At 61.0% G+C, this 20,417-nt stretch carries 15 protein-coding genes, 2 tRNA genes and 1 pseudogene; 3 read left to right on the top strand and 15 right to left on the bottom strand.

Annotation, left to right across the window (positions count from 1 at the left end; translation table 11 throughout):
• Positions 1-116: 116 nt before the first annotated feature.
• Positions 117-1,688 carry an MDR family MFS transporter gene (locus H3S97_RS07330; protein ID WP_198220136.1) on the top strand — a complete coding sequence of 524 codons (1,572 nt, stop codon included), beginning with the start codon at positions 117-119 and terminating at the stop codon, positions 1,686-1,688.
• A 155-nt stretch (positions 1,689-1,843) separates the two neighbouring features.
• On the opposite strand, the gene H3S97_RS07325 is transcribed toward H3S97_RS07330, so the two are convergent.
• The 14 genes from H3S97_RS07325 to H3S97_RS07260 form a co-directional block, all read right to left on the bottom strand.
• Positions 1,844-2,641: an HNH endonuclease family protein gene (locus H3S97_RS07325; RefSeq protein ID WP_232356367.1), complete on the bottom strand. Its 798-nt coding sequence runs from the start codon at positions 2,639-2,641 to the stop codon at positions 1,844-1,846.
• Between the two features lie 54 nt (positions 2,642-2,695).
• The gene (locus H3S97_RS07320; RefSeq protein ID WP_198220135.1) at positions 2,696-3,544 is read right to left on the bottom strand and encodes an aldo/keto reductase; all 849 of its coding nucleotides are present in this window, start codon (positions 3,542-3,544) and stop codon (positions 2,696-2,698) included.
• A gap of 127 nt (positions 3,545-3,671) precedes the next feature.
• The gene (locus tag H3S97_RS07315; RefSeq protein ID WP_198220134.1) at positions 3,672-4,760 is read right to left on the bottom strand and encodes a class C sortase; all 1,089 of its coding nucleotides are present in this window, start codon (positions 4,758-4,760) and stop codon (positions 3,672-3,674) included.
• A gap of 568 nt (positions 4,761-5,328) precedes the next feature.
• Positions 5,329-6,159 carry a hypothetical protein gene (locus H3S97_RS07310; protein ID WP_198220133.1) on the bottom strand — a complete coding sequence of 277 codons (831 nt, stop codon included), beginning with the start codon at positions 6,157-6,159 and terminating at the stop codon, positions 5,329-5,331.
• A gap of 192 nt (positions 6,160-6,351) precedes the next feature.
• Complete coding sequence (locus H3S97_RS07305) at positions 6,352-8,349, bottom strand: LPXTG cell wall anchor domain-containing protein (RefSeq protein WP_198220132.1); 1,998 nt, start codon at positions 8,347-8,349, stop codon at positions 6,352-6,354.
• A 244-nt stretch (positions 8,350-8,593) separates the two neighbouring features.
• On the bottom strand, positions 8,594-10,108 hold the full coding sequence (araA, locus tag H3S97_RS07300; RefSeq protein WP_154313154.1) for an L-arabinose isomerase: 1,515 nt from the start codon (positions 10,106-10,108) through the stop codon (positions 8,594-8,596).
• Positions 10,109-10,139: 31 nt separating this feature from the next.
• Positions 10,140-10,832 carry an L-ribulose-5-phosphate 4-epimerase gene (locus H3S97_RS07295; protein ID WP_045923976.1) on the bottom strand — a complete coding sequence of 231 codons (693 nt, stop codon included), beginning with the start codon at positions 10,830-10,832 and terminating at the stop codon, positions 10,140-10,142.
• Between the two features lie 64 nt (positions 10,833-10,896).
• Positions 10,897-12,510 (bottom strand): xylulokinase, encoded by a 1,614-nt coding sequence (locus H3S97_RS07290; protein WP_198220131.1) that lies wholly within the window; start codon positions 12,508-12,510, stop codon positions 10,897-10,899.
• Positions 12,511-12,612: 102 nt separating this feature from the next.
• Positions 12,613-13,734 (bottom strand): LacI family DNA-binding transcriptional regulator, encoded by a 1,122-nt coding sequence (locus tag H3S97_RS07285; RefSeq protein WP_045935061.1) that lies wholly within the window; start codon positions 13,732-13,734, stop codon positions 12,613-12,615.
• 38 nt (positions 13,735-13,772) lie between these two features.
• Complete coding sequence (locus H3S97_RS07280) at positions 13,773-14,480, bottom strand: ribonuclease HII (RefSeq protein ID WP_198220130.1); 708 nt, start codon at positions 14,478-14,480, stop codon at positions 13,773-13,775.
• Between the two features lie 7 nt (positions 14,481-14,487).
• Positions 14,488-15,252: a signal peptidase I gene (gene lepB, locus H3S97_RS07275; RefSeq protein WP_198178749.1), complete on the bottom strand. Its 765-nt coding sequence runs from the start codon at positions 15,250-15,252 to the stop codon at positions 14,488-14,490.
• A 145-nt stretch (positions 15,253-15,397) separates the two neighbouring features.
• Positions 15,398-15,769 (bottom strand): 50S ribosomal protein L19, encoded by a 372-nt coding sequence (gene rplS, locus H3S97_RS07270; protein ID WP_024627419.1) that lies wholly within the window; start codon positions 15,767-15,769, stop codon positions 15,398-15,400.
• A 222-nt stretch (positions 15,770-15,991) separates the two neighbouring features.
• Positions 15,992-17,689, bottom strand: coding sequence for a glucose-6-phosphate isomerase (gene pgi / locus H3S97_RS07265; RefSeq protein ID WP_198220129.1), 1,698 nt, complete (start codon positions 17,687-17,689; stop codon positions 15,992-15,994).
• 129 nt (positions 17,690-17,818) lie between these two features.
• The gene (locus H3S97_RS07260) at positions 17,819-18,943 is read right to left on the bottom strand and encodes a mannose-1-phosphate guanylyltransferase (RefSeq protein WP_198186798.1); all 1,125 of its coding nucleotides are present in this window, start codon (positions 18,941-18,943) and stop codon (positions 17,819-17,821) included.
• A 122-nt stretch (positions 18,944-19,065) separates the two neighbouring features.
• On the opposite strand from H3S97_RS07260, the gene H3S97_RS07255 reads away from it, so the two are divergent.
• Positions 19,066-19,138: transfer RNA gene (locus H3S97_RS07255), tRNA-Thr, on the top strand.
• A 40-nt stretch (positions 19,139-19,178) separates the two neighbouring features.
• Positions 19,179-19,259, top strand: a tRNA-Leu gene (locus tag H3S97_RS07250).
• 53 nt (positions 19,260-19,312) lie between these two features.
• Here the strand turns inward: H3S97_RS07250 and H3S97_RS07245 are convergent.
• Positions 19,313-20,417 (bottom strand): annotated as a pseudogene (locus H3S97_RS07245) (hypothetical protein); the annotation flags it as partial.

Below are 20,417 nucleotides of genomic sequence, written 5' to 3'. Positions count from 1 at the left end.
CTCTTGTTCTTTTCTTAGTGTCACCGGTATCGGTATGCCCTGATTTGCTTTCTAGGACGGCACCGCAGGGAGTGGTATGCGCAGCGAAAACTGAACCTAAAGGAAGTGGTGATTGCATGAGGAAGCAGGAGCTCGCCAAGCAAGGGCGGACCCTCAGCAAGGATGGAGCCTTCGTCAACGGAAAGCTCACCCATGAAGCCTTCCTTTCGTTGGCCATCCTGACCGTCATCACCTTCCTGGGCAACTTCACCCAGCTGCAGCTGGCTTCGGCCCTGCCCACCATTGTGGACGAGTTCCACATCACCCTGACCACCGGCCAGTGGCTGACCTCGGTATTCCAGCTGGTCATGGGCGTCATGGTGCCATTGACCGGTTTTCTGACCAAACGCTTCTCCACCAGGCAGATCGTCATCACCTCCATGGCCGTCTTCACCCTGGGGTCCCTGCTGAGCTGGCAGTCGCAGACCTTCGCCCTGGTTCTGCTGGGCCGCATCCTTGAGGCCATAGGCACGGGAACCATGTGGCCCGTCCTGCAGATCACCGTCTTCTCCATATATCCTCTGTCCAAGCGCGGCATGGCCATGGGCACCGTGGGCCTGGCAATGAGCGTGGCCCCGGCCATCGGCCCCACCCTGGGCGGATGGCAGACCGATGCCAACGGCTGGCGCTCCATCTTCCTGACGCTGAGCATCTGCGGGGCTGTGGCGCTGCTCCTGTCCATCTTCGGCCTGCGCAACTTCGGCCAGCGTGACACCAGCGTCAAGGCGGACTTCTTCTCGGTGGCCCTGTCCATCTTCGGATTCGGCGGACTCATGTTCGGCTTCACCAACATCGAGAACTTCCCCATCACCTCCTTCATGACCTGGCCCTTCATGCTGGTCGGCCTGATCGGGATCATCTGGTTCGTTCTTCGCCAGCTCCACCACGACAAGCCCCTGCTGGACCTGCATGTGCTGCGGATCAAGAACTTCACCGTGGGCACCATCATCGCATCCATGTCCTTCTTCGCCTTCAGCTCGGTCACCGTCATCCTGCCCATGTACATCCAGACGGATCGCGGATTCTCAGCCACCATGAGCGGTCTGGTCATGCTGCCTGGAGCCATCGGCACCGCCATCGCCCAGTTCTTCGGCGGCCGGCTGCTGGACCGCTGGGGGGCTCGACCCGTGGCCATGACCGGCTGCTCGGTCCTGTTGCTGGGCACCATCGCCATGAGCCTGATCGGCGCCAATACCTGGATCGGTTTGGTCTCCATCTGCCAGTTCATCCGCCAGATCGGTATGGGCTTCACCCTGATGCCCTTGACCACCTGGTCCCTGAACAACCTGGCTCCCAAGGACGTTTCAGCCGGTTCGGCCGTCACCAACACGGCCCGGCAGATCGCCGGCGCCGTCGGCGCACCCATCCTGGTCATCCTCATGGAGACCATCACCACCCTGCGCCACAACGCCATGGGCGGCGGTCACTCCACCCAGATCGCAGCCAACATCTTCGGCGTGCAGTGGGCCCTGCGCATCTCGGCACTGATCTGCCTGGGCATGGTTCTGCTGGTCTACTTCGGCGTCCGTGGAAACGGCGCCGGCTCCGGCCGTCAGATGACCCGCATGCTCCTGCGCCACATGCACATCATCCACACCGAAGCCCCTGCCGTCACAGCCTCCACCGCCGACACCAAAACCCAGGACTGATCCCCGGGGTGTCTTTCTCCGGTACCCGCTAGATCTGACCAGATTCATCGCAAGGTGCAGGATCGACAGACTGATAAACACAAGACGTCAACTGAAAGATGTCAGTTGTCAGCTTGTTCTTTCGGCGGAAGTATCGGTCTCCTGTAGGCCAGCGATCAGCGATCCTGCGGAAGGGGCTGGCCCGGACAGGTATGCAGAACGGCCAGCATGGCCTGCTTTTCCGAGCTGGTGACGCTCAGGGAGTACTTGTCCTTGACCGCTATCTGACGGGCCACATAGGAGCACTGATAGTCCTTGTTCTCGGGCAACCAGTAGTCGGCCGAGGCACTCCCCTTGGCCTGGTTGGCGGGGCCGTCAACAGCAAGAAGATTGTAGGGGTCGTTGCCAAAACGGTAGCGGCGGGCCGTGTCCCACTTGCTGGCTCCTGACCGCCAGGCATTCTCCAGGGCGACCACATGGTCGATCTGCACAGCCGAGCTGGTCTTCGGCCCTCTGACGAATTCGATGGTCCGCCCGGTATAAGGGTCCTGCAGACGACCACTGGCCACCTTGCACCCGCCGGGAGTGGTGGTACGCAGGTCGGTCAGGTCGCGGGTCAGCACATCCTCGCGCACATTGCAGCCGTTGCCGTCCTCGTCGGTCTCCTTGAAGCCGAAGGCCTCGCGCCTGTACTGGCGGCCGGGACGGGCATGATCGTCCACTGTCAGACCCTGAAGGGTCTGGGCCGCATCGCCGGTTGCTGTATATCGTCCGGTCAGCCGTCCGACTCCACCGTTGACCCTTGGCAGTATCAGGCCGATGGTGATGCCCAGGACCACAGCCACTACCAGAAGGATCAGCACCCGTTCCGTGAGTGATTCGCGACGGAAGCGGGCCGGGGCGGGACTTCGCCAGACCGAACCGTACCGGCTGCGGCCTCGATACCGATATCTTCTACGTCTCGGACCGGTCATCTACCGCCGATACCTCCTATGTCGACTGCATGCATGAATCATCCATCATAGCGGTCAGGCGTATGCATAGGTCATCGGGTCGTGTCCTGCGCGCACCGGGGAGTCCATGGCATCGATGGCGGCATGCTCCTCAGGTGTCAGGTTGAAGCCGAACAGGTCCAGGTTCTCGGCCTGCCTTTCCCTGTGGACAGACTTGGGAATGATGATGGTCCCGTTTTCGATGTGCCAACGCAGCACCACCTGGGCCGGCGTGACCCTGTGGGCCTGGGCTATTTTCTCCAGCCTGCCGCCACCGGCTCTCAGGTCTGCGCCTCGCGCCAATGGAGAGTATGCCTGGACGGCTATGCCATGCTCCTTGCAGAAGGCGGTCACCGCGCGCTGCTGCCAGCTGGGGTGCAATTCAATCTGATCCACGGCAGGGTACTCCCCTGTCTCCTGGCGCAGCCGTTCCAGATGTTCCGGCAGGAAGTTGCAGACCCCCAGGGTCCGCACCCGCCCCTCATCACGCAGCCGATGGAATGCGCGCCAAACCTGGTCGGCCCGCCAATCGAACGGTGTTGGCCAATGGATCATATACATGTCGACATAGTCAGTGCCCAGCAGAGCCAGCTGGCGGTCAAAGGCCCGCAGGGCGCTGTCATACCCCTGTTCGGAGTCACGCAGCTTGGTAGTCAGCCACAGCTTGGTACGCCCAGGACCGCTCTGGCAACCGAATGCCTTGAGGCCACGGCCCACGCCGCCTTCGTTGCGATAGCCCGCCGCCGTATCGATGTGGCGATAACCCAGTTCCAGGGCGGATTGCACTACCCCAGCGGTTTGATCATCGTCGATCCTGAGCACGCCCAGGCCCACCTGCGGAATGCGATTGCCATCAGACAATAAGATGTCAGGAACTGCTGTCATGGTCCACACCTTCCCAGGATGCAGCCCAGCAGTCTGCCGGGCCATGCTCGCTCCATTCTAGAACCAGGCAAAAGCCCGATTACGGCAGAACTGGCGCATGTGGTCAAGCGTGCGCTCATACACCGGCTTAGAATTTGCTAATGCCGAAGAAGTACAGCACGTGGGTGTCGAACCAGTGGTAGCCAAGGTCGAATACGGGCAGCAGACTGATTCTCATCATCATGCCGACCGTACCCCAGGCGAAGAAGAGGCCGAGCACAGCCAACAGCCACATGAGCGCGCTGCAAATCCGTCTGGTTTTGATCAACCGACGGCGGCGGGTGGCTTCTGAACGGGTCTCCTGCTCATGGCTGACCATGATCGTGGCCAGCGGCTCGCCCATGGCCCCCGGTCCTGTCGCGCGGGATTCCAGATGTTCCATCTGCTCCAGTTCGTGACGACAGTTGCGCCGACGACGTGAGAGCAGGTACCAGCCCACCAGGCAGGCCAAAAACAGGGCCAGAAGCACCCAGACCATGTAAATGGGCGCCCCTTCAGGTTGGGTGGGAGGTACGTCATCGCCGATATAGTGCCCACGCACAATCAGACGGTGGGAATTGACACCATAGGGGTAGCAGGTCAGTAGGGTCACATAGTTGGAATTCTGGACTGGCTGCAGTGCGCTCACATCAGTAGGCAGGATGATCTTGATCTGATCCACCTTGTAGCTCATATGCCGTTTGAGCACTCGTATCTGGAAGACGTCCCCCTTGCGCAACTGCGTCAGGTTGTCGAAAAGCATGTAGCCGACTTCGCCGGTGTGTCCGGTAATAACGGAGTGGATTGTTCGGTTGTCTGTAGGCACGTGGGTTGTGGCGATGTGCCCGGTGCCGTCCTTGAGCACCTCATCGCTGGTACCGTGCCGCACGGGCAGCTTGACATTGATCTTGGGGATCTCCACATAGGCCATCATGCCCTTACCGTCCACATTGAGGATTTTGTAGTAGCGGCCCAGTGGTTCCTTGACTTCCTTGTACTTGAAGGGGTCCCTCAGCGTAGGCTTGCCCAATTCCTCGTCATACTTCTTGGCATCACGCCACATCGCCCTGCGCTGTGCAGGCGAGAGTGCATCCACGATTTGATCGTAGTTGTCTACTGCGGAGGAATCCTTGGAATAGTTCACATAGGCTGCCAGCAGGGGATAGAGAAAGATTGCCAGACCAATCAGGAAGGCCAAGGTCTCTAGGAGGCCGAACCCCCGCCCTGACTTGCTAGCCTTGCCGCCGTTCTTGGCCTGTTTGGATGCAGTCGCAGCTTCCTGATCTGCTTTACCTTGTTGATCTGTGTCCTGGGAATGATTTCCCGAAACGACAATTATCGGAGCAGACGTTGTAGCGTGGCCTGGAACTGTCACTGGAGCTGCTATTACATCTGAATCATCCGATTCTGAAGCTCCGCGATCCTCAGGTGTTGCCGAAGGTGGATAGGAGGGCGGCACCTCGGAACTAGGAGCATAGGAAGGTGGCATGTCCCCTTGCTCAACAGGCATGTCTGACGAGGCTGACTCAGCCGGGATGGATACGTTGGCATCACCGTTTCCGGTCGTCTGGGATGGGCTCATAGTAGCCGAGTCAGTGTACTGGTCCATCTATAGCCTTTCTCATGCCCGCTTCAAATAGTCCGATTGTTAGTTCTTGACATACAAAGACCGGCGGCACCTGTATGATACCGCCGGTCTTTACACATCCTCACAGATGTCTACGATGCCGTTTGATGGCATCACACCGACATTGCCATGAGAATACCTAACGCTCATCCCTGTTCCAGGATCGTGCGACTACCGCCAAGTAGAGGCCCATCATGGCCAGGATCATAAGCAGAATGCCAGGCGCCACCATGGAGACGCCGGTAGCTGCCAGCTTGCCATGACCTCCAGATCGCACGACTGGGACGACCTGAGGTATGTCCACAAGTTTGGGGCTTATAGTCACATCATAAAGTGGATGGACTTCACCCTGCTCGCGGTAGAGCGGCAACTGTACGACCACTGGATCGGTTTTTACCTTTGCATTCTTGGGTGTGGCTACCAGGGTGACCAACCAGTATGAAGCATGGAAATAGTCGCCATCAAAAACAGCGGGACTACCTCCGGTCAGACTGGATGCGTCTAAATCAAGATTGGCTCCTGTAAGCCAGACACCTTGTGATTTGGCTTCTGATGCGTTGGTTATAGTGCCATTTTGATCAGAGACACCATAGTATTCAGCGGGTTGCGTCTTGTCCTTGAAAGCATCTGGGTTGGCTGCCACCTCGTTACTGATGGCCCCTTGCGCCTTATCAGCGCCAGGATTATGGTCTAGTGCCTCCACCCGGCTCTTCAGAGTACCAGCATCCAGCCTCAGGGCACGAAAGACATATCCTGCTCCAGCAGATACAGGAGCACTCGGAAGGATGTCGCTCTGACCACCTTGACCTGAATGCCCTCTCTTGAGCTGCACCGTCAGGGTCGGGTTGACCGTCTCCGCCTCTGCCGCCGGCGTCATATCGAAAGCGGTAAGGCCTAAACAGGCCACGGCCGCAATCAGACAGGGCAGGACCCGGTGGGCGAGGCATTTCGGCAAGGCAATTCCCTTCATAAACCTTCCCTTCCAAGGCCGCCTTTCGACGACGTGGTTGCGTCAGTTCTGCTGGTCCGAAGAAACCAAACCAGCGTCCCGACATGTGCGGATCGTAAAAGTTCAACGGTCCGTATGAAAATGGCGGACGATTCACGGAGGAACCGTCCGCCATCGGGTCACCTCACATGATTCTTGATGTGACCGTGATCATCAGGCCCGGGCGGCGTTATTTCGCCGATTACGGGCGTACAGGGCACCACCCATGATCAGGGCACCTACAACCAGCAGGAGCAGGATGCCACGACCACCAGTCAGGGGCAGGGCCAGAGGCGCATCAGCATCAGAAGTCGCATAATGTGCCAAGTAAGTTTGTACTGGCACATTATTGAACTGTATCGCTGTGCCACCACCGTCAGTGATCTGCTTAGGTGTCCTTCCGAACTTTCCAAACCCAAGCTTTGTATAATCAGGCTGAATTGTGGCATGAGGTCCATACTCCTGAGCGACTTGCTCCTCAGTCTTACCGGCATCCCCAAATGTTACTGTGTGGAAGGGAATGCCAGGGTTACGCCAATCCTTGGGGGTCTTGGTCTCTTTCAGCAACCAATCACCGGCCTGCACTGTCTTGCCGGCGTCTTTAGTTGGAGCTGCCGAGCCGAAGACAGGCAAAGCAGCGAACGCTACCAAACCATTCTTGTTGGCCGTGGCCTTGTAGAGCTGAACACCATCTGGCACCTTACCTTCGGCATAGAAGTTCCCATCAGATGCGAGGTACTCATCCGGCTGAGCTTCAGACTTGATCAGACGGAACTCAGTGTCGGGCAGAGCTGCAAACTTTGTCTTTTCATTCTGCACAGCACCGAAAGCAATAACAGCATTGATCACATTCGTATGCTCACGAATTGGATCTTGGTGGTTGCCATCTGCGTCAACGTTTTCGGTGAAATCGGAAGCTGCATCGTTGGCCACACCATCGGTGCCAGTCGAATCACCATCTCCAGTGACCGTGGCATCATAAGTTATGACAAGCAGGAAAGCCTTTGGAGTGAAGTTCTTTACTTTGGTTAGAGTATTGAAGAAATCAAACTGGTAATAAGATACATTACTGCTCGGGGCTTCATTGGCGAACATCTTATTATCCCCAAAAGAGTTAGGATTTGATGTTGGCTGTGACTCCGTATAATCAGCAGTAGCACCTTCAGCCAATTGCACATCATCAACTCCATCTGCATGAAGCACAACCTTGAATTCGCCCTTCAGCTTCAGAGAGCTGGACATGCGATCAACAATACGCAGATCCTTACCGTCGCCATTCAGCTCACTGACATCAAGCTTGCCGTCTTTTGGTGTCTTCACGCCAGTGTTGTAGAGCTTCTGAGTCAGCTTGTAGCTAATCGTATCTCCAGCAACAGCTGTCCGCTGAGGCTTCACATTATTCTGCGAATCCTTGACCGACTGGACGGTCTTGGAGAACTGCGTGATGTTCATGTTCTTCGGATACAGGTGCAGATGGTAAATGTATCCTTGAACCTGGCTTGCAGTATCGGTGGCATCGAGTGAGTTAGCCGCATAAGGCAGACCAAAGAACGACGGTGCTGCATCTTGATACTTGTTGCTATCAAGCTTATTCGGATTGTTAGCCTTGAAAGCCGGCGACTCATCACGATTCTCTACCAGCACGTACCAATGGTTGGCACCTCCGGGGAAGCTGACAGCTTTCGACGAATCTGAAATATCAACCGCTGGAGCGTTGGTTGCAGTGTCAGCCGGATACCAGGTATTGATCACACCTTGGCCGTCAGTGATACCGATATAGTTGGCCGTGACCTTATATGTGTTCTCATCCGAGGCACTAATGTCAGATAGATTTTGACCGGGTTGGGGAATGACTTCCCTGACATTGAAAGCAATGCCCTTGGCAGGAACCAAGTCGGCATTCTTGCTCAACTCAACGGCATCCTTAGAAGAACCCGTGGGGCTGTACCCCTGAGCCAGCGACAGGTACTTGGTAACTGTCAGTTGGGGGTGCACGTCGCTCTGAACTGCACCCGGCCTGAAGTCATCTTCGGCATTATATCCATAGTCAGTAGCGGCCGAAGCCTGGGTGGCAGGCAAAACTACCATGCCCGCCAGGAGCGTCGCTCCGGCAACCGCCAAGCCTAAAAGCTTAGGGAGCCTTATCCCTTCATTATCTCGTTGCATGTGCATGCACGCATTCCCTTCTTTGTTAATAGGCACAGGATGGCCAGGCACATCTTCGCCTCCCCAACCGATCACTTCCCCGACTCAGGGGGGTGGGCAATATGTCAACTTTGGGACATGCCACTGTTCCCATTGCCTAATCATCACTGTACCGACAAAGGAGGGACAACGCAAACCGACAAGCCGAACATGTAAAGGCCCCGCCACTTATACAGCGGCAGGGCCTTGTTATCTTTCCTGGAACAGGTGATCAGTGCCGGTTGTCCAGCCGGTGGTAGAGCTCGGCTGCACGTAGATCGGCCTCAAAACGACGCGGTTCGGTGTTCTCGTCGATGACGGCGAGCTCCACGCCGGCCATCCGGGCGAAGTCCTCCCAGGCCTCGCGACCAACGGTGGTGGTCATGCAGGTATGGTGGGCTGCGCCGGCGCGCAGCCAGCACTCAGCCGAGACCTTGAGCGAGGGCCGGGGCTTCCAGAGGGCGCGTGCCACAGGCAGCTTGGCCAGGGACCCGCCGGGCTCGACCACATCCACCACGTTCATGACCAGGCGGAAGCGTTCGCGTACATCCGCCAGGGAGACGACCACAGCATCAGTGCAGGGGGTGGCCGTGAAGACCAGACGCACCGGGTCTTCCCTGTCGCCGATGGACAGGGGGTGGATCTCGAGGCGGGGCCGTCCCTCAGTCAGCAGCGTGGGCGAGACCTCCAGCATGTGGGCGCCCATGATCTCCTCATGGCCGGGCACGAAGTTGTAGGAGTAGTCTTCCATGAGCGAGCAGCCGCCCTTGAGACCGTAGCCCATGACGTTGCCGATCCGAATCAGAACCGAGGTCTTCCAGTCGCCCTCTGCCGAGAATCCGTACCCGTCGGCCATCAACCGCTGGGCTCCCACGCCGGGCAGCTGACGCAGGGCTCCCAGATCCTGGAAGTTGTCCACGGCGGCGGTAGCACCCACCTCTTCCATCATGGCCCGCATGCCGAGCTCCTCGCGAGCGGCCACCACCAGGGAGTCGTACCGGGAGTCCAGAAGTTCGGGAGCCACCTCATAGCTGCGCTTGTAGTCCTCGATCAGATCCTTGACCTGGTCGTCGGTGACGGCGTTCACATGGTCCACCAGCTCGTTGACCGGCCAGGTGTTGACGGAGACGCCGAAGACCCTCTCAGCCTCGGTCTTGTCGCCCTCGGTGACGGCGACATCGCGCATGTTGTCGCCCCAGCGGCAGACCTTCATGTTGTTGGCGGCATCCCAGCCTGCGCATGCACGCGCCCAGACGCCGATCTTGTCGGCAACCTCGGGGTCGGTGTAGTGGCCGACCACAATCTTGCGCGGGATTCCCAGCCTGGTCAGGATGTAGCCGAACTCACGATCGCCATGGGCCGACTGGTTCAGATTCATGAAGTCCATGTCGATGGTGTCCCAGGGGATCTCCACATGATGCTGGGTGTTCAGCTGCAGGAGCGGCTTGCGCAGCTTCTCCAGACCCCTGATCCACATCTTGGCCGGGCTGAAGGTGTGCATCCAGGCCACCACGCCGATGCAGGCCGGGTTCGACGAGGCATCGACCATGAAATTCAGGATGGAGTCCGAATCCTTCAGCGTGGGCTTCAGGACCAGCTTGACCGGGATCCGACCCGAGTCGTTGAGGGACTTGGCGATGTCCGCAGCCTGGACGCCCACCTGGCGCAGGGTCTCCTCGCCGTAGAGGTCCTGCGAACCAACGGCGAACCAGAGTTCCTTGCCCTCGAAGGGATTTTTCATGCTCATACTTCTTGCTCCTTTGCTTATGCTTTCCGACTCAGTGCTGGCCGTAGACGTGCTGGTACCGGTCGTTGAGCTTGGCTATGTCGGCTGGATCGATGGGCTTGGGCGTGCCGATCTGCTCGGCTGCCCAGACCGTGTGGGCCACCTCCTCGGTCATGGCCGCTGCCTTGACGGCAGCCTCGGCATCGGCTCCCACGGTGAAGGGCCCATGGTTGCGCATGAGCACGGCCGGGCAGCCCGGGTGATCCTTTAAGGTATCGACCACGCCCTTGCCGATGGCCTCGGAGCCGATCAGCTCGAAGGGACCCACCGGCACGGGGCCGCCGAACTCGTCGCCCATCATGGTCAGCACACAGGGAATGTCCCTGCCGGTGGCCGCCCAGGCGGTGGCATAGGTGGAATGGGTGTGGACCACGCCGTAGACCTCGGGCATGTGCCGGTAGATATAGGCGTGGGATAGCGTGTCCGAGGACGGGGCCTCAGCGCCGTCCACCACGTTGCCATCCAGATCGGTGACCACCATGGATCCCGGGGTCAGGTGCTCATAGCGCACCCCCGAGGGCTTGATAACCATCAGATCGGCGGAGCGCAGGCGCTGCGAGACGTTGCCCGCCGTCCAGACCACCAGATTCCACCTGGTCAGCTGCGCATGCAGGGTGGCCACCTGCTCGCGCACCAGTTTCACCTCGTCGCGCACCTCGGGCGAATAATCAGCCAAGGACACCATCAGCAACTCCTTTTCCCGGCCCGATCCCGCTGATCCGGCCGCTTGACGTTTTCAGCTCCCGGCCTCATCCCTGCAGGGGAATGGTCTTCACGGCCGCCTGCTCGATGGGCAGGCCCTTGGTGAAGCGGTCGAAGAAGGTTCTGAAGCCCTTCACATCAGCCGGGTCCGGCTGCTCGGTTGTGGACTGGACGCCCGCAAAGACATTGGCATCCAGGTAGTCGGCCAGGGTCTGGTCGGCATGGCCCAGATAGTCGGCCAGGACGGCCATGCCCCAGGCGCCCCCCTCCACAGCGGTGGACATGACCTTGATGGGGGCGTTGAAGGCGGCGGCCAGGATCCGCTGGGCCACCTTGGGGGTGGCGAAGATGCCGCCGTGCCCGACCATGGTATCCACCTGGACATGCTCCTGACGGGTCATCACATCCATGCCGATGGTGACCGGCGAGAAGGCCGAGAAGAGCTGGGCGCGCATGAAGTTGGCCAGGGTCATCCGCCCCTCGGGGCCGCGGGCAAAGACGGGACGACCCTCCTCCAGGCCAGCCAGGAACTCCCCGGAATAGAAGCAGTAGTTGATCAGTCCGCCGGCGTCCTTGTCTGCCAGAAGGGCCTGGTTGAACAGGGTGGCGTAGAGCGCATCCCCCTTCAGGTCCAGACCGGCGGCCTTGGCGAAGTCCCCGAACAGTCCAACCCAGGCGTTCAGGTCCGAGGTGAAGTTGTTGGCATGGCTCATGCCGGCCGGATCCCCAGCCGGTGTGGTGACCGGATCCACCTCGGGGTGGAAGTCACGCAGGGGATGCTCCAGGACCACCATGGCGAAGATGGATGTGCCTGCAGACACGTTGCCGGTGCGGGGACGAACCGCGTTGGTCGCCACCATGCCGGTCCCCGCATCGCCCTCGGGCGGGGCCATGGGCACGCCGGGCTGCAGCTGACCACTGGGATCGAGCAGGGCGGCGCCTTCTGCGGTCAGTGCCCCCGCATCGCTGCCGGCGGTCAACGGCTCAGGCAGCAGGTCGTGGATGTCCCAGGGCTGGGCCTTGACCTGGGGCAGTCGGGAGAAGATGTCCAGCAGGCCCTGGTCGAACTCCTTGCGTGAGGAGTCAATGGGGAACATGCCCGAGGCGTCGCCGATGCCGATGACCTTGCGGCCGGAGAGCCTCCAGTGCATGTAGCCTGCCAGGGTGGTGATGTAGGCCACCCTGGGCACATGCTCTTCGCCGTTCAGGATGGCCTGGTAAAGGTGGGCGATGGACCAGCGCTCGGGAATATTGATCTTGAAGGCCTGCGACAGCTCCTCATGGGCCTGGCGGGTGTTGGTGTTGCGCCAGGTGCGGAAGGGCACCAGCAGCTGGCCATCCTTGTCGAAGGCCAGGTAGCCGTGCATCATCGCCGAGATCCCCATGGCGCCGATCTTGGTCAGCGTCACCCCGTACTGGCGACGGACACCCTCGGCCATGGCCTTATATGCCGCCTGCAGACCCTGGTGAATCTGGTCCATGGAGTATGTCCACAGGCCGTCCTCCAGCCGGTTCTCCCACTCGACGTCCCCGGTGGCCAGCGTCCGGTAGTCGTGGTCGATCAGCACAGCCTTGATGCGGGTGGAGCCGAATTCGATGCCCAGACTGGTCGCGCCCTCCTGTAGTTCGCTTACGATGACGCCTTGTTCGCCAACAGCCATGTCCGCTCCTTTGCCTGATATGTTAACGCTCACATAGTCTGCTTACGATTGTAACTGAGACCAGGTCATCAGGCAAGCCCGCTCAATGCGAGCCAACAGTGGTCAGATGCGCTCGACTGCGTAGCCCAGGGACCGACGCTGGATCACATCCGCCTGGATCAGCCCCACACCGTGGTGGGTGACCGGGAAGTCCACCGGCTGCCCCTGGTGAAGCAGGGCCAGGACCTGCCGCATGGTGGCCACCCCCAGATCCTCAAAGCGGGGACGGACCGTGGCCAGCGGCGGAAACATGTTGTCAACCGTGGGTACGTCGTCGAAGCCCACCAAGCTGATGTCACTGGGAATGCGGATGCCGTGCTCCTGCAAGGACCGCGCCACGCCCACGGCCTGGTTGTCGTTGGCGGTGACCACGGCTGAAGGCAGGGAGGTGCCACTCATGCCCCGCTGATCGATCAGGTGGTTCATCAGCGTGTAGGACTCCCCCGCCTCCCAGCTGCGGGCGTGGACCACGGCCGTGCGTATGCGGCAACGGGCGCAGGCCACCTTCCAGGAGGCCAGTCGGGTGGAGGCATCCCGCCACTGAGAGGGACCGGCCATATAGAGCACCCGCCTATGGCCCCGGGAGACCAGCAGCCGGGCCAGCCGCTGCACGGCGCCCCACTGGTCGATTCCGGTCATGGCTATCCGGCCTTCACCCCGCCGGCGGCTCAGGGCCTCTTCGACGCTGGTGATGCCATGCGTGGAGGTGACGATGACCCGGGGCTGGCTCACCTCCACCTGGCAGGCGGCCTGGAACATGGTGTCGGTGGGGGTCAGAAAGATGAAGGCATCCACATTCTGCTCCAGGAAGGTGCCGCAGAGCTCCTGGAATCCGGCAAGCGTACAAGCTGACTCGTCCACCATCATGACCGACATGAACAGACCATGGGAACGGGCCACGGTCTCGATGGCCGTGATCGATGAGACAGGCCCGAAGAGACTGACGCCGCCAGCCACCAGTCCGATGGTCCGGCTGCGGCTGGATGCCAGGGCCCGCGCAGAGTTGCTGGGTCGGTAGCCCAACTTCCTGATGGCCTGCTGGACCTTGATCCGCGTCGCCGGAGAAACGTCCTTGGAATTGTTGATGACCCTGGAAACGGTCTGGTGGGAGACCCCGGCCAGCCGGGCAACCTCGAACATGGAGGGGCGCTTGGACCGTGACCTGCCCCCGTTGCCTGCGGGCATGTGACCTTCTTCCGATAGCCGTGTCGACCGTTCCGATATTAGCCCCTGCCGGGACCGGACGAGGGCAAATGCCAGCTGACCCGATGCAGACGGCTGGGCCCCAGACGGCGAATGGCCTCCAGGTGTGCAGGCGAACCATAGCCCTTGTTGTGCTCCCACTGGTATGGGGCCAGGGCGGGGTCGGAGGCGGCCAGACGGACCATAAGCCGGTCACGGGTGACCTTGGCGATGACCGCTGCGCAGGCCACACTGGCACAGTGGGCGTCGCCCTTGACCTGGGTGGAGACCTTGGGCAGAACAGGAAGGTCGGGGGCGTCAAAACTGTCGGCGGCCGGGGTGATGTAGTCATGGGGGCCGTCAAGGATGGCGGCCAGGCGACGGCAAGGCCCCAGGTCCATCCCATGCTCCAAATCGGCCAATGCACGCAGGGCGGCGATGCCCAGGGCATGGACGATGCCCCACTGATCGATCTCATGGTTGGAGCAGGCCCCCACCGCCCAGCCGGCAGCCCAGTCCTCCAGGTCACGGTACATGGCCAGCCGGCGCGCAGGAGTCAGCATCTTGGAATCAGCCACCCCGTCAGGGACCTTCAAATTGGGCAGGTCAGCGGACCGGACAGCCACCACGCCGACCATGGCCGGACCCGCCAGGGCTCCGCGGCCGACCTCATCCAGACCAAGCACATACTCGGCTCCCTGGCCGGCCAAGGCAGCCTCGGTGGCCAGGGTCGGCAGGATCCGCCTCACAGCCGGTTCAATCCTGCGTCGGCTCGGGCACGGCGTCGAAGACCTTGTGCTGGTTGTTGAGCAGCTTCCAGCTGCCCACCGGGTAATAGGTAAGCAGCGCGGTGCCTTTGATGTTGTCCATGGGGACCAGGCCATTGTGGCCGTCGTCCTTGTGCAGACGGGAATCGGCGGAATTGGAACGGTTGTCGCCCATGACGAAGACGTAACCAGGGTCCACCTTGACATTGAAGGCAAAGGAGCTGGGCTCCACTCCTGGGCGCAGGTAGGAGCTCTCGTCCAGGGCAACGCCGTTGACGGTGACCGGGGCGCCATGACCCTTGCAGGCCACGGTGTCGCCGGGCATGCCGATCAGACGCTTGACCAGGTGACTGCCACGGAAGCTGGGTGTGGACTCTTCACCCAGCCAATTGGCAGGGTCAGTGAAGACCACCACATCCCCTCGGCGGGGGGCCAGCATGGATCTGGTCAGCCGATGAGTGGTCAGGATTCTGTCCCCGACGCCAAGGGTGTTCTCCATGGAGCCGGAGGGGATGACGTAGATGCTGAACAAAAATATGCGCAGGACGGCGACGACGGCCAAGAGGGCAACCAGCTCGAACAGAAATTCGGGCAGGAAACCGCGTTCACCCAGCCGCGGGTGGCTTCCCCTGGTGGAACCGCGTCCACCGGGGCGGTCCAAGGCATGACGGGGCGGCACCGGGGCTGAGGTGGCCTGTCTGCCGTCCGGGTACCAGAGTCCCGACGAGGTCGCTGCCTCATCCCGAAAGGCCATATCCACTCCTTGTCATCCGCCGGAACCCACACACGAACAGGTTCCGCATGCCTCATAGCGTACACACCCAAGCATGGAAAAACCCGGGAGAATTGCATCCCGGGTGTTAGCGGCCAGCCTTGGGCTGGGTCGCCCTGGTCGAAACCTACTTGTTGGACTCGGCCTTGTTGTCGCGACGCTCGACAATGCGGGCGGCCTTGCCATGCAGACCACGCAGGTAGTAGAGCTTGGCTCGGCGGACACGGCCGTGGCGCAGCACCTTGATGGAGTCGATCTGCGGGGAGTGCAGAGGGAAGCGACGCTCGACGCCCACGCCGAAGCTGACCTTGCGCACCAGGATGGTCTCGCGCACGCCGGAGCCCTGACGGGCGATCACCACGCCCGTGAAAGCCTGGATACGGGAGTTGTTGCCCTCAGTGATGTTGACGTTGACCTCGACGGTATCGCCGGGGCGGAAGTCGGGGATCTGCTCCGCAGGCTTCATGTGGCTGGCGTCGAATTCCTGAATCGCGTTCATGCTGTTCCTCCATGGCCGCCGCACATCGACCCATGACATGGACCGCAACCACCAAAGGAGGCGATCCTGGACGGAACCCGACGGTCTGCCGTCGGGGGTGCCGATCCGCCGGGGCATCCGGCTGGACCTGAAAGGAAGGGAGCCCATGCGGCAGCTACCCTTCCGGCAAACAACTGTCCAATAATATACCACGAGCCGGACCTGCATGGGCCCGGCCGGACATCAGCGGCGGTGGGCCCTGTAGAAGGCGATCAGGGACTTTGTGGACTGATCCTGCTCAGCCAACGCCTGGTCGTCCCGGGAGATGGCCGGCGTAATCTCGCGGGCCAGCTTCTTGCCCAGCTCAACGCCCCACTGGTCGAAGGAATCAATGCCCCAGACAGTGCCCTCGGTCAGGGTGATGTGTTCGTAGAGGGCGATCAGCTCGCCCAGGGCGGCCGGGGTCAGCGCATCACCGAAGATAGAGGTGGTGGGCCGGTTGCCGGTGAAGACACGGGCCGGGACGATCGCCTCCGGGGTGCCCTCGGCGCGGACCTCGTCGGCGGTCTTGCCGAAGGCCAATGCCTTGGTCTGGGCCAGGAAATTGGCCAGGAAGAGCTCATGCACGTCCTGGTCGCCGTCCTTGGCCGGATTGGGGGTGTTGGCGAAGGCGATGAAGTCGGCGGGGATCAGGCGGGTGCCCTGGTGGATCAGCTGGTAGAAGGCGTGCTGTCCGTTGGTGCCGGGCTCCCCCCAGAAGATTTCGCCGGTCAGGCTGGTCACCGGGGTGCCGTCCCAGCGCACGGACTTGCCGTTGGACTCCATGGTCAGCTGCTGCAGGTAGGCCGGGAAGCGGTGCAGATACTGGTCATAGGGCAGCACGGCGTGCGAGTGGGCGCCGAAGAAGTTGACATACCAGACGTTGAGCAGACCCATCAGGGCCACCACGTTCCGATCCAGAGGGGTGGCGCGGAAGTAGCGGTCTACAGTGTTGAAGCCCTTGAGGAACTCCTCGAAGCGGTCCGGGCCGATGGTGATGGCCAGGGAGGTGCCCACGGCGGAATCCACCGAGTACCGACCACCGACCCAGTTCCAGAAGCCGAAGACGTTGCCCGGATCGATGCCGAAATCGCGCACCTTGTCCAGGGCGGTCGAGACGGCGATGAAATGCCGGCGGATGGCCTCGGCCGAAAGGTCCTCGCCGTCCTTGGACAGCAGGCCACGCTCGCCCAGGCTCTTCAGGAGCCAGGCGCGGGCCTGGCGGGCGTTGGTCAGGGTCTCCAGGGTGGTGAAGGTCTTGGAGACGATGATGAAGAGTGTGGTCTCCGGATCCAGATCGCGAGTCTTCTCGGCCAGATCGTTGGGGTCGATGTTGGAGATGTAGCGGGCGCTGATGCCGGCATCCGCGTAGGGCTTCAGGGCCTCGTAAGCCATGACCGGGCCAAGGTCGGAGCCGCCGATGCCGATGTTGACCACGGTGGTGATGCGCTTGCCGGTCAGACCGGTCCAGCTGCCCGAGCGGACCTGGTCGGCAAAGGCATAGATGCGCTTGAGGGTGTCGCGGACGTCGCCGACAACATCCTGGCCGTCCACGATCAGCCGGCCGCGATCCTCCTCGGGACGGCGCAGGGCTGTGTGCAGGACGGCCCTGTCCTCGGTGTTGTTGATGTGCTCGCCGTTGAACATGGCCTCGATCCGCTCCTCAAGGCCGACCTCGCGACCCAGCTGGGCCAGCAGTGACAGGGTCTCGGGCTGAATCAGGTTCTTGGACAGATCAATATAGAGATCACCCAGCTCGAAGCTGAGCTTTTCGGTGCGCTGCGGGTCCTTGGCGAACCATGCGCGCAGATCGATCCCTTGGCGCTGCATGTCGTCGAAGTGCTGGTGCAAGGCCGCCCAGGCCTTGGTGCTGGTAGCGTCCACTGGAGGATTGATGGCCATGGTTGTTCGGGTCCTTTCATGAGGTGATGCCCGGTCTACCGAGCACCCGGTTCTGTAACCCAAACTACTCACAAAAGCAGACAGAAGACAACAAAATCAGTCAATCTACTTGACCGAGCAGAATCGCTGTCAAAGTATGTCGTCACAGCCGTACTGGGCCAACTTGGCCACCATGTCCTTGACTTCCTGACTGCGGGCCCGGGGGGCCACCAGGAGAGCATCGGGAGTGTCGACGACGATCATGTCATCCACACCCAGAAGGGCGACCGTGCGTTCAGAGCCTGGCACGACCATATCTCCGGCTGAATCCAGATACATGACCCGGTCGGCATCCCCAAGAATCTTGATGTTGCGCCTGTTGGAGGACGGCAGCAGGCCGGCCACTGAATTGAAGTCGCCGATGTCATCCCAATCGAAGCCCCCTGGAACAACCGCCACGCCGCCGGCCGCCGAAAGGGGCTCGGCCACGGCATAGTCAAAGGCGATCTTCTCAATGCCCGGCCAGTGCTCCTCCATGGCCTGGCCGCGGGTCTGCTCGCCCTGGTCCCAGACCTGGGCGATGGCCATGACCGCGGCGTGGAGCTCCGGCTTGTAACGACGCAGGCAGTCCAGAAGCACTTGGGCCTGCATGACGAACATGCCGGCGTTCCATCGATACTCCCCTGTGGACAGGTAAGCCTGGGCCGTAGAGGCATCCGGCTTCTCGACGAATTCGCTGACCAAGCGGGCATCAGGGGCCCCGGGAATGCGATCGGCCAGGGAGGGGCCTTGGTGGATGTAGCCGAAGGCGGTGGAGGGACGGGAGGCGGCGATGCCGATGGTAGTCACATAACCGGCCCGGGCCGCCGCCACCGCCTGCTCCACTGAGGCCGCGAATGCTTTGTCGTCTCGGATGACGTGGTCGGCGGCAAAGGAGCCCACGATGATTTCCCCGCCGTGCCGCTGGGCCAGTACAGCAGTCGCCAAGGCTATGGCCGCCGTGGAATCGCGAGGAACCGGCTCGGCGAAGAGCGCGTCCTCAGCCAGATCCGGAAGTTGCTGACGCACCTGGTCCACATGCCGCTGGCCAGTGGAGACGACCACATGGTCAGCCCCGCAGATGCCGGCCAGACGGTCAAAGGTGCCCTGGATCATTGTTCTGCCTGATCCCAACAGATCATAGAGGAACTTGGGCCGGTCCTGGCGGCTCAATGGCCAGAGCCGGGTGCCCACGCCACCGGCCGGAATGACGGCATAGAAATCATTGAGATCCATGCCTTCCATTGTGTCAAGAAGCTTGTACACCCTCGGCCCGAAGTGCAAGGCGTTTTTATCGCGCGCATCCAGTATGATGTGACATGTTGTCTTCTTCCGGCAGGTCCGGACGGGAGGCGAAGGCCACTTTAGCTCAGTTGGCAGAGCGTCTCACTCGTAATGAGAAGGTCGACAGTTCGATTCTGTCAAGTGGCTCTTTCACTAGCTGCCCTTTCAACGGCAGGGCATGTCGTACGCGCGAGTGGCGTAATGGTAGCCGCGCAGGATTTAGGTTCCTGTGTCTTCGGACGTGTGGGTTCGAGTCCCATCTCGCGCACGGGAATTAAGAACAGGGCCCGCAAGTACAGGCCCTGTCTTACGTTGCGGGGATCAGCGTCGGCTCTCCTGCTTGTTCCTCAGGCAGGCCACGAAGCCCACCAGGCCTAGGGCTATCAGCAGCAGGATCCTGAGCACGGAAAGCGGCCATCCGCCGGTAAGCGGCAGGGAGGAGGTCGAAGGCCGGAACTCCAGCATCTGCGACACCGAGGCCGACTGGTTCCCGCCTAGGAACCTGCCCTGCGCGTCAGGGCCCTCGGCATCATCCGAAAGCACCTGGACGGCGACATCCCCCTGCTTCATTCCCTCAGGTGGGACCGCCTGCCAAATGCCCTGGTCCCCCACAGCCACATCCGTGCCAGTGTTGTCAGGCCAGGTCACATGCACCATGGTCCCCTTGGTCTCAGGAATCTTCCTGTCCCCGTCCACATACTTGTAGGCCCTGCCGGCCACCTGGAAGACGTCATGGCGGTCAATGGTCAGCGTGGTGGGCGTCATGTCGATTTTCCGCTCGATGGATGCCGGGCCCGAACGGAGGTTCATCGGGTTGACCATTTCAACCTGGAAAGTATAGGTCTGCGTTTCGTCGTCACCGTTGTAACCGGTGAACTTGTCAGCAGGGATATTCAGCGACCAGGACCAGGTGGAAGCCGCCGTCTTGGTCAGGTTCAGCGTGAGGCCTGATGTGGGGTCAGTGACGGAAGGAACAGCGCCGACCGCCGCATCCCTCTGGAAGGTGTTGGCCGGAGTGGTCAGCAGACTGGTCCAGCCCGAGGCAGCATTCTGCTTCATCGAAACAGCCATCCTGGAATCAGTCATCCCCAGCCCGCCCGACGACCAAGCCGTGTACACAGGCGACACCTCACCCTTGAACACAACGACCGAATCCGCCGGCAGGCTCCCGTTGACCGTATGGGGCACAGTGACCGAGAACTTGCTGGCATCCGGGACGTTTTCTCCCGAAACGAAATAGGCAGTTCCAATATTCGAGAAGAACGAGGTCAGGCCGAACCCGGAGACAGACTCAGTCACCCAGGCATGATAACGCCTGTAGCCGCTGTACTTGTTGCCAGGATCCGGCGACGGATACAGCTTGTTCGTGTCCTGTATCCGCCAGGAACCCCCCTGCTTGCTCTTGGGATCGACCTGGCACTCAGCC

It is taken from the genome of Bifidobacterium choladohabitans, assembly GCF_016102005.1.
GTDB classification, from domain to species: domain Bacteria; phylum Actinomycetota; class Actinomycetes; order Actinomycetales; family Bifidobacteriaceae; genus Bombiscardovia; species Bombiscardovia choladohabitans.
This window is presented reverse-complemented; position numbering and strand designations above follow the sequence as displayed.

Coding starts and splice junctions, on each gene's coding strand:
- H3S97_RS07305 (WP_198220132.1), bottom strand. CDS start 8,349: ATGCACATGCAACGAGATAATGAAGGGATAAGGCTCCCTAAGCTTTTA.
- H3S97_RS07325 (WP_232356367.1), bottom strand. CDS start 2,641: ATGACCGGTCCGAGACGTAGAAGATATCGGTATCGAGGCCGCAGCCGG.
- araA (WP_154313154.1), bottom strand. CDS start 10,108: ATGAGCATGAAAAATCCCTTCGAGGGCAAGGAACTCTGGTTCGCCGTT.
- H3S97_RS07290 (WP_198220131.1), bottom strand. CDS start 12,510: ATGGCTGTTGGCGAACAAGGCGTCATCGTAAGCGAACTACAGGAGGGC.
- H3S97_RS07285 (WP_045935061.1), bottom strand. CDS start 13,734: ATGCCCGCAGGCAACGGGGGCAGGTCACGGTCCAAGCGCCCCTCCATG.
- H3S97_RS07320 (WP_198220135.1), bottom strand. CDS start 3,544: ATGACAGCAGTTCCTGACATCTTATTGTCTGATGGCAATCGCATTCCG.
- H3S97_RS07260 (WP_198186798.1), bottom strand. CDS start 18,943: ATGGATCTCAATGATTTCTATGCCGTCATTCCGGCCGGTGGCGTGGGC.
- rplS (WP_024627419.1), bottom strand. CDS start 15,769: ATGAACGCGATTCAGGAATTCGACGCCAGCCACATGAAGCCTGCGGAG.
- pgi (WP_198220129.1), bottom strand. CDS start 17,689: ATGGCCATCAATCCTCCAGTGGACGCTACCAGCACCAAGGCCTGGGCG.
- H3S97_RS07310 (WP_198220133.1), bottom strand. CDS start 6,159: ATGAAGGGAATTGCCTTGCCGAAATGCCTCGCCCACCGGGTCCTGCCC.
- H3S97_RS07295 (WP_045923976.1), bottom strand. CDS start 10,832: ATGGTGTCCTTGGCTGATTATTCGCCCGAGGTGCGCGACGAGGTGAAA.
- lepB (WP_198178749.1), bottom strand. CDS start 15,252: ATGGCCTTTCGGGATGAGGCAGCGACCTCGTCGGGACTCTGGTACCCG.
- H3S97_RS07330 (WP_198220136.1), top strand. CDS start 117: ATGAGGAAGCAGGAGCTCGCCAAGCAAGGGCGGACCCTCAGCAAGGAT.